Raw genomic sequence first — 1,981 nt, 5'->3', positions numbered from 1 at the left:
TTTCGGGCTCGATCACCGTGTGCTGGTTCAGATGCCATGTAAAAATGTTGTCTACTTCCACACGGGTAACTGGTTGTTTCAAACGCTTTTGCTCGCGGCGAACATCAACAGGACTAGGTGGGCGCCGCCAGTTCAAGGTCGAGTCGGCTTCGACCTTGCGCTCGTCCAGCATGCGCCGGAATAGCTCCTCGGTGTCACATCCCTCTGTAGAGGCAGAAGAGTAAACGGTCTGCTGGACTGAGCTGGTCTCTCGATGATTTGTCATTGGTCCTGCATGTCTCATGCTACAATTATCTATCGCGAAAATCCCAAAAAACGCCCCAAAACTCCCCAACGATTCCTGAAGCTGATCATATCTGATAGCTTCCTGTGATGGCACATCTTTCAGGAACAGACCGCTCGCAACTGTTGCTTCTGCCGGAAGCGGTTGACGACTATGTGGGTCCGGACAATCCGGTTCGCTTCGTCGAGGCTTTCGTTGACGGCCTCGACCTCGCCGCCGCTGGCTTCGAGCGGGTGGCTGCGAAGGAGACGGGGCGGCCGGGTTTCGACCCTGCCGACATACTGAAGCTCTACATCTACGGGTACATCAACCGAGTGCGGTCGAGCCGCCGCCTGGAGGCCGAGACGCATCGCAACATTGAGGTGATCTGGCTGCTGCGGCACCTGAAGCCGGACTTTCGCACCATCGCCGATTTCCGACGTGTGAACCGTGCGGCATTCAAACTCGTGTTCCGCGAGTTCGTCATCCTTTGCCGTCAACTCGATCTGTTCGGACGCGAGCTTTTGGCGGTCGATGGCACGCGCATCAAGGCTGTGAACAACAAGGACCGCAACTTCACGCGCGCCTCGCTGGCGAAGTTCATCCGTGAAGCGGACGAGAAGCTGGCCGATTATATGAAGCGGCTGGATGCGGTCGATGCCGACGAGGAGAAGGTGAGCGGCGGCAACGGCTCGGGTGGTGATCTGGCGGAGAAGATCGCGGCGATCAAGGGCAAGCGCGACCGGCACAGGGCGCTGCTGGATGAACTTGAGCGCAGCGGCGAGGACCAGATCTCGCTGACGGACCCGGATGCCCGCGCCATGGCGCGCATGACGAAGGTCGGTGTCGGCTACAACGTCCAGCTCGCCGTGGACACGAAGCACAAGATGATCGCCGAGCAGGAGGTGTGCAACCAAGTGATCGACCTTGGCCTTCTGGCTCCCACGGTCGAAGCGGCGATGGATACGCTCGGCGTCGACCGGATCGATGCCGTCGCCGATCGGGGCTACTTCAAGATCGAGGACATCGAAGCCTGCGAGGCAGCCGGCATTACCGCCTACGTGCCCAAGCCGCTCCGCGGTCCCGCCGTAGCCCAAGGCTTCTTCCCCAAAGAAGAGTTCTACTACGACGCTGACGCGGATACCTACACCTGTCCGGCAGGGCAGACGCTCAGGCCCCGCTATTACGGCAAATTGCGCGAGAACGTGAAGGTGATCTATTGCAACCGCAAGGCTTGTAAGGGCTGCGGGCTGCGGGCTGCGCCCGTCTTGTACTTCCAAATCCTATCGCGGCGTCACCCGCCTTGAGAATGAGGCCGTGCTTGATCGCATGGCCACTCGCCTCGAAGCTCGGCCCGACATTCTCAACCTGCGGCGAGAGAGCGTCGAGCATCCGTTCGGTACCATCAAGCAATGGATGAACCAGGGTGCGTTCCTGATGCGGCGATTGGAAAATGTCCGTGGCGAGTTCAGTTTGACGGCGCTCGCCTACAACATCAAAAGGGCCATCACCCTTGTCGGCGTGCCGGGCCTGATCGCCGCCGTAAAGGCATGACCGGTGAAAATCTCGCCTTCTGAGCACACTGAAACCGCCTGAAAGCATCCTGTCGAGGCCATACGCAGCTCAACACGCTGATGAGCCGAAATGTCAGGAAAAACCGCATCGATCAAAGGCACCCGCCTATAGAATCCGCGCTCGCCGGGTTTTAGGACAGTCTGC

2 protein-coding genes are annotated in these 1,981 nt (G+C 59.3%); both read left to right on the top strand.

What is annotated here, in order from left to right:
• Positions 1–408: 408 nt before the first annotated feature.
• Complete coding sequence (locus G6N74_RS30355) at positions 409–1,569, top strand: IS1182 family transposase (RefSeq protein WP_246246083.1); 1,161 nt, start codon at positions 409–411, stop codon at positions 1,567–1,569.
• Positions 1,481–1,816, top strand: coding sequence for a transposase (locus G6N74_RS31125; protein WP_312857954.1), 336 nt, complete (start codon positions 1,481–1,483; stop codon positions 1,814–1,816). Before G6N74_RS30355 ends, G6N74_RS31125 begins: the two co-directional genes overlap by 89 nt.
• The last annotated feature ends 165 nt before the right edge of the window (positions 1,817–1,981 follow it).

The sequence above is a fragment of the Mesorhizobium zhangyense genome (genome assembly GCF_011045115.1).
In the GTDB taxonomy this organism is placed as follows: domain Bacteria; phylum Pseudomonadota; class Alphaproteobacteria; order Rhizobiales; family Rhizobiaceae; genus Mesorhizobium_M; species Mesorhizobium_M zhangyense.
This window is presented reverse-complemented; position numbering and strand designations above follow the sequence as displayed.